This is a genomic window from Streptomyces sp. NPDC048496 (assembly GCF_043200055.1).
Taxonomy (GTDB): Bacteria; Actinomycetota; Actinomycetes; order Streptomycetales; family Streptomycetaceae; genus Streptomyces.
This window is the reverse complement of record NZ_JBICXB010000104.1, coordinates 1-6089: the sequence shown is the minus strand read 5'-3', so window position 1 is coordinate 6089 and position 6089 is coordinate 1. Positions and strand designations below refer to the sequence as shown.

Annotated in this window: 4 protein-coding genes and 2 pseudogenes; 2 read left to right on the top strand and 4 right to left on the bottom strand. The window is 67.3% G+C overall.

Annotated elements, in window-relative coordinates:
- On the top strand, nt 1–561 hold a 561-nt coding region (locus ACGFSA_RS34580), incomplete at its 5' end, for an IS3 family transposase (protein WP_393310062.1).
- Between the two features lie 1768 nt (nt 562–2329).
- Nucleotides 2330–2458: a hypothetical protein gene (locus ACGFSA_RS34575; protein WP_393310060.1), complete on the top strand. Its 129-nt coding sequence runs from the start codon at nt 2330–2332 to the stop codon at nt 2456–2458.
- 722 nt (nt 2459–3180) lie between these two features.
- Here ACGFSA_RS34575 and ACGFSA_RS34570 read toward each other — a convergent pair.
- From ACGFSA_RS34570 to ACGFSA_RS34555, 4 genes and pseudogenes are all read right to left on the bottom strand, one after another.
- Complete coding sequence (locus ACGFSA_RS34570) at nt 3181–4143, bottom strand: hypothetical protein (protein ID WP_393310058.1); 963 nt, start codon at nt 4141–4143, stop codon at nt 3181–3183.
- A 235-nt stretch (nt 4144–4378) separates the two neighbouring features.
- Nucleotides 4379–4518 (bottom strand): annotated as a pseudogene (locus tag ACGFSA_RS34565) (IS5/IS1182 family transposase); the annotation flags it as partial.
- Between the two features lie 62 nt (nt 4519–4580).
- Nucleotides 4581–4780: pseudogene (locus ACGFSA_RS34560) on the bottom strand (transposase); the annotation flags it as partial.
- Between the two features lie 229 nt (nt 4781–5009).
- The gene (locus ACGFSA_RS34555; protein ID WP_393310056.1) at nt 5010–5774 is read right to left on the bottom strand and encodes a hypothetical protein; all 765 of its coding nucleotides are present in this window, start codon (nt 5772–5774) and stop codon (nt 5010–5012) included.
- Nucleotides 5775–6089 lie beyond the last annotated feature (315 nt).

The window sequence follows — 6089 nt, the reverse complement described above, 5'->3', positions numbered from 1 at the left end:
TTCACCGCCGAGGGTCCGAACCGGCTGTGGGTCACCGACCCGACGATGATCCCGACCGGCGAGGGACCGCTGTGGCTGTCCGCGATCCGCGATGCGCTCTCGCGGCGGGTGGTGGCCTGGGAGACGTCCGCCCGCGCGGATGCCGACCTGGTCCTGTCCTCGCTCGAGTACGCACTCGCGTCCCGCGAGGTCGAGCCCGGCCAGCTCATCCATCACGCCGACCACGGCTGTCAATACACGTCCATCAAGCTCACAACTCGCCTGTTGCGAGCGGGAATCGAGGCGTCCATGGGTTCAGTCGGCGACTCGTACGACGACGCTCTCGCGGAGAACCTGTGGATGCTGATCAAGACCGAGTGCGTGCGCGGCCGCGTCTTCGCCACGAGGGCTGAGGCGAACCTGGCGCTGTTCGAGTACATCGACGGCTTCTACAACAGCCGCCGCATCCAGAAGAAGCTCGGCTACCTCAGCCCCATCGAGTTCGAGGAGAAGTACTACGCCGAGCAGGCAACGGCCGAACGAGCGAACCTCAAACCCCGTCAACCCTCCCTGACCAGCTGATCAGGCAGGCCGGACGCAGGTCACCGGAACCCCCACCCCACCCGACGACGGCCCTGACGGAACTCCGGCCGGAACCGGATTCACGAAAAACACCATCACGCACCCGGCCACCACAAACCCGGCCCGGCCCGGCCGCACACCTGACACACCCCCACCAGCACATGCCCGAACCCCCCGTGACATGCGGCCAACCAGCCTCACAACCAACACAATTGAGAATGCCGGCGTGCAGCACACAGCCCCCTTGCCCGCAGCGAACCCCCACGGTCCGGGGCGCGCCCCGGGCAAAGGGGGCCGGCCGGCTTCAGGTCCTGGCGTCCTGGGTGCCGCCCGTTGAAACGCCAAGGACCAGGGGCACACCGGCAGTGTCGCGCACCAGCCGCACCGCGGAACCCGGCCCGTCACCGCCCGCGGGGCCAAGACCCGCACAATCACCGCCCCCGCGGCTCGTACCCGCACCGAGCCGGGGACGGTTCGTCAACGAACCAGCAGGCCCCAGCCCGCGGATACGTCCAACGCCGCCCGGCGAAGGCACCACCCGGGCCCCGGCCCGGAACCAGCCCCGGAACAAGCGGTACACCATGGACGACGAAACCCTGGAATACCGCGGCACCCGCCGCGGCTCACCCCCGCTCGTCAACACACAGACGAGCGCGGCAAGAACGGCCTCGTCATCACCACCCGCCGTCCCGCCACCCTGCGGGCGCACCCTCGCCGACGGCAGCAACGGCCCCGCGATCTCCCGCAGTCCGCCCAGGCCGGCACGCCCCCCTCGCCCCCCGCCCCCGACCGCCCCGACACCAAACGCACCCCCCGGATGACCCTCCCCGGCCACAAGCGCCAACGCATCCCTGCGTTCTTGAATACGCTCGAACCGGCGGATGACGTCAGCCACATGAGAGGGATCATCCAAAGATCCCGCAGCGAGCCGCCCCCGTACCTCCAAAAGCTCCCGATACACCGCACCATACGTACTGCACAACCGGATCGACTCATCACCGCGATCACACAGACCGGTGGCATGAGGCGCGACAATCACCAACGCGGCAAGACCCGACAGCACCGAAACAACCACCTGCGCAGTCAGCCGCGACGAACCACCGACAACCGGCCACGCCACAAGGCCCGTGACAAGACACAACACCGCCGCGCCCAGGGTATACACACGAACCCTACGCACCAGACGGGCCGCTTCCCACGGCATCCTCCTCGCCCAGTAACCGGCACCCTCGACACATTCCTCAAGCCGCCGCAACACAACCACGTCAGCCGGATCCCTCGACAGACCGAAAATCCTGGGAAACAATTTCATGACACTCTCACGATCGCAGGGAAGTCCGTGAACAGTGACACCCCCACCACACACCAACCAACACCGGCACGCATATTGTCGTTTAAATAACCCGCACAGAGCAGCACAAGCCCCCTTCGCTGAACCATCACGGCGGCTCTACCTCTCCCCCGGACCATCGGCTGCCACCTGCACACGATCTTCCCCAAGCTCGGCATCGACGCCAGGACCCAACTCGGCGACACCCTCGCACAGGATCCGCCGCAGTGACCGGGTGCCGCGCAAGACGGAGAGGGTGCGTCCGCGCGGTCGTCGGGTGAGGCACTGTCGGCACGTCGCTTCCACGCCCTCGCGGATCAGGCCGGAACGCGCCAGCCACCTATCCACCTGCCGCACGATCAGCGCCGCGTCCACAGCCCCGCCAGGCCTTTCCCCCAGGAGGTCGCCCGAGTCCTCCTGGACCACGACTCGCACCGGATGACCTCGCACTACGCCAAGATCACCGACCAGACGGTGCGGCGGCACTGGGAGCAGGCAACCAAGGTCAACATCAAAGGCGCGCGCGTGACCCTCGATCCCGACGGGCACCTCGGCCAGGCCCAGTGAGCCAAGACCCGCTACAGCATCGCCACCCAGACCCTGCCGAACGGCTACTGCGGGCTGCCCGCCCAGAAGACCTGCCCGCATGCCAACGCCTGTCTGACCCGCCCGGTCTTCCTCACCGGCCCGAGTTCCTGCCCGAGCTCCGCGAGCAGCGCACCCGCACCCTGACGCTGATCGACAACGCGAAGAGCTGCGGGCATGCCCGCGTCGCCGAGATGAACCAACAGGCCGCCGACAAAACCTTGATGGGATGATCCGCGAGCTGGAGGACGGCCAGGAAGGACACGAGGAGGCTGCCGATGCGAGCTGACAACTCCCACCTGACCGTCGCCGCGGCCCGGCAGCGATCCTCGGTAACCCGCCGCCGCACGGCAACAGCCCTGCGGCGGATGGACGCCACCGGAGCCGTAATCACCTTCGAGACCGTCGCCCGCGAAGCCAAGGTCTCCCGGTCCTGGCTCTCCAACCAACCGGATCTCCGAGTCGAGATCGAGCGCCTACGAGCCCGGCACCGCCCGCTGCCGAGGCATCCCTGCTTCGGCGGCTGGAAGACGCTACCGAGCACAACCGGCAGCTGGAGGCGGAGAACCGCGAGCCCATGCAGGCGCTGGCCCTCGCGTCGAGTGAACGCCGCAGGGCTGACGTCCGCGTCATCGCGTGACCGGAGCGGCGGCATCCTCATGAGCGGTTGGCCGGTGCTGAGCCGATCGCTTCGCGCCCGATACTCAAAGGGCCCACCAGCAGAACAAGCGCAGGCCCGACGATCGTGCTCGACTGGCCAAACCCGAGAGATGGATGAGTACTTCGAGCGCGGCCTCGGAGGTGATTGCGTACTGCCGAAGTTCACCGGTCTCGGACCAGGGACCGCTGGCTTCAACCAAAAAATCATGCGTGGCCGAGCCCAACGCCTCCTGCAGGGTGTCCGACACAGTGACGATGAAGGCCCCCTCGTCGTCCGGGGACGACAACAGCTGCCCGGAGCGGGGGCGCCGGCACGCCTCGTCATAGGTGCACCCGGTCAGGATCGCTTCGAGGCGAGCCATCACAACTACCGGATCGACCCCTTTCAGCGACACCACCTCGAAGGCGGAAGTGTCCGGCCCGCCGGGCCGGTCGAGCACACGGACGGCCGCGTCGTCGTCGCCGGCCGAGAAGTAGTCGCAAAGCACCATGCCGTGATCCTCGCATCCAGGGCAGACAAGGGTGGAGAGAGCGACGTTGGCCGAGCGACACAGGTGAGCCCTGACCTGCCGGACCGGGTGCCCGAGCACGCCGGCGAGGGTGGTCAACTCCTCGCCGGTGAACCAGGCGCGTTCCGGATTCCAGATGGCGATCTCGAAGCGGGCGAACCCACACGGCCAGCCGTATTGCAAGGCGTCGAGCGACGACTCGGCCGCGCAGCAAGGCACCTGCACCGCGAGGGTCGCGAAGCCGTCTTCGCAGTGACCTTCGAGGAGGTCGGCCCACCATGCGAGGCCGATCGACGCGGCGCAGTGCGGACAGCCGATCCTCTCCAGGTTCTCACCGCAGTCGACGACGGTGAGCGTGTCGTGCCAGGTGACGTCGACGCCCACATCGTCATCACCAAAAGTCAGGTCCGCCACGATCGCGGCGACACAGTCAGCCGCAGCCCGGTCGGGCTGCCAGTGCGGATCGGTCGGGATGATCGACAGGACGTCGTCACTCATGGATTCACTCGATTCGCCGGACACAGGACCCTCACCCGGGCCACGCGACAGTACTGAACACGCACTCGGGCGCAGGTGCCTGGGCTGGTCATCAGCCGCCGAGGAGACTCACGCGGCGACACGCCGAGAGGCAGACCCCCCGACGGAAACAATGCTCCGGCACGACCGCGTCGAGGCCAATGCCACATCGCATCGGCACAGGTCAAGGCGCTCCCCATCGCGTTGGCTCAAGATATCGGCCGTTGATCTTTTTCGCGGCGTCGTAGCCGCGGCTGATCCGGCCGACGGTGGAGGCGGTCTTGACTGACCGGGAGTCGACGATCAGCGTCACCGGGTGAGGCAGCGGCCCTTGCCGGTACGGATCCGGCAGCGGATTCGGTCGCGGATGCAGGTGACCACTCCGGCCCGGTTCCCCTCTCCAGAAAAAGCCGTAAACCGTCTCCCGCGGGGGAAGTCCGCAGGCAGGACCCGACATTTCACGCCGTTGTCGACGATGTAGCGGATGCCGTCGACGATGTCCCGCCGCGGCCATTCTTCCGGGTGGTCCGCCGGTCTTGGTCCGGCAGGCCGAAACCGGCAGGCGGGGCTCCAGCAGGGCCCACTCGGCAACAGTCGTGCCGGCCACGCAGCCCCACACCCCACCAGCAATCCCCCCCGGGGGGGGCCGGATCACAGGGCATCAGCCGTCCGAGCCCGCCAACCACGGCACACGGGACAGCAGCGAACACCTAATATGGAGGCCGATGTACAGGGCACCAGGTACCCGCCGCGCACACGTACCACCGCCCCGAACGGGCGCCTCGCATACCGGAAACCCCGGCCCGATTCCGACGGGCCGGGGTTTCCCTGTGACGCAAGCGGCTGGGTCAGTAGCTGTCGCCCTCGTCGAACCCGCCGCCCTCGCCGAACCCGCCGCCCTCGCCGAACCTGCCGTAGTGGTCCCGGACCACCCGGAAGCTGCCCACGACACCGTTGCGGACCATCACGCCGCCACGGATGTGCTTACGGGTGAAGACACCGTTGCTGGTGCTCCAGGGACCGACCGTCGCGACCGGGGAACCGTTGTCACAGGTCGCCCCCTGGAAGAACTCAACGGTCCGGCGGCTGTCGTTACGGACGTTGAAGCTCTTGGCACCCAGACCGCTCACCACCGTGATGCAGCCATCCTCCCCACGAGCGGAGTACGACCGCTCATTGATGAAGATCCGGCCCTCCTCCCGGTGACCACGGCGCTCTTTGCCACCACGCTCGTTACCGCCACGCTCGTTACCGCCACGCTCGTTACCGCCGTAGCCGCCTCCCTCGTTCCCCTTGCCGCCACCGCCGTTCCCGAACCCGTTCCCGTTCCCGAACCCGTTCCCGTTCCCGTTCCCGAACCCGTTCCCGTTCCCGTTCCCGTTGCCGTTCCCCTTCCCGCTTCCGTTCCCGTTCCCGTTCCCGTTGCCGTTCCCGTTGCCGTTGCCGTTGCCGTTGCCGTTGCCGTTCCCGCCGTCACCACTCAGCGGAGCGGCCTGCTGAACGGACGCAGCAGCCGGAGCCGAGCCGGCAGCCGAGGCATACGTAATGCCAGTAGTAGCCAGAACCGCTGCGCCAACTACGGCAGCGGTCACAGCGACAGTACGCGTGGTCATGTCACTTCTTCCTGTCTCAGAGACGCCGGCTGGGCAGCCGACCTGAAACGAACGTACTTACAGCACCATTACCTGTCATATCGGACGGATCCACGGCGTCACATCACAGGGCCGACCGGGTGTAAAAACCCCACCCCCCACACCCCCCACCACAACCTGACGAACCATCAAACACCAACACAACAAGCCCCCCTGGCACACGACTAGCCCTTCCGAGCGACATACCCCCACCCCCTCACCCACCCGGCAGCACCCCACCCCCACCCACCACACCCCCACCACCACCCTGAACAACCATCACCCACCACCCCCACC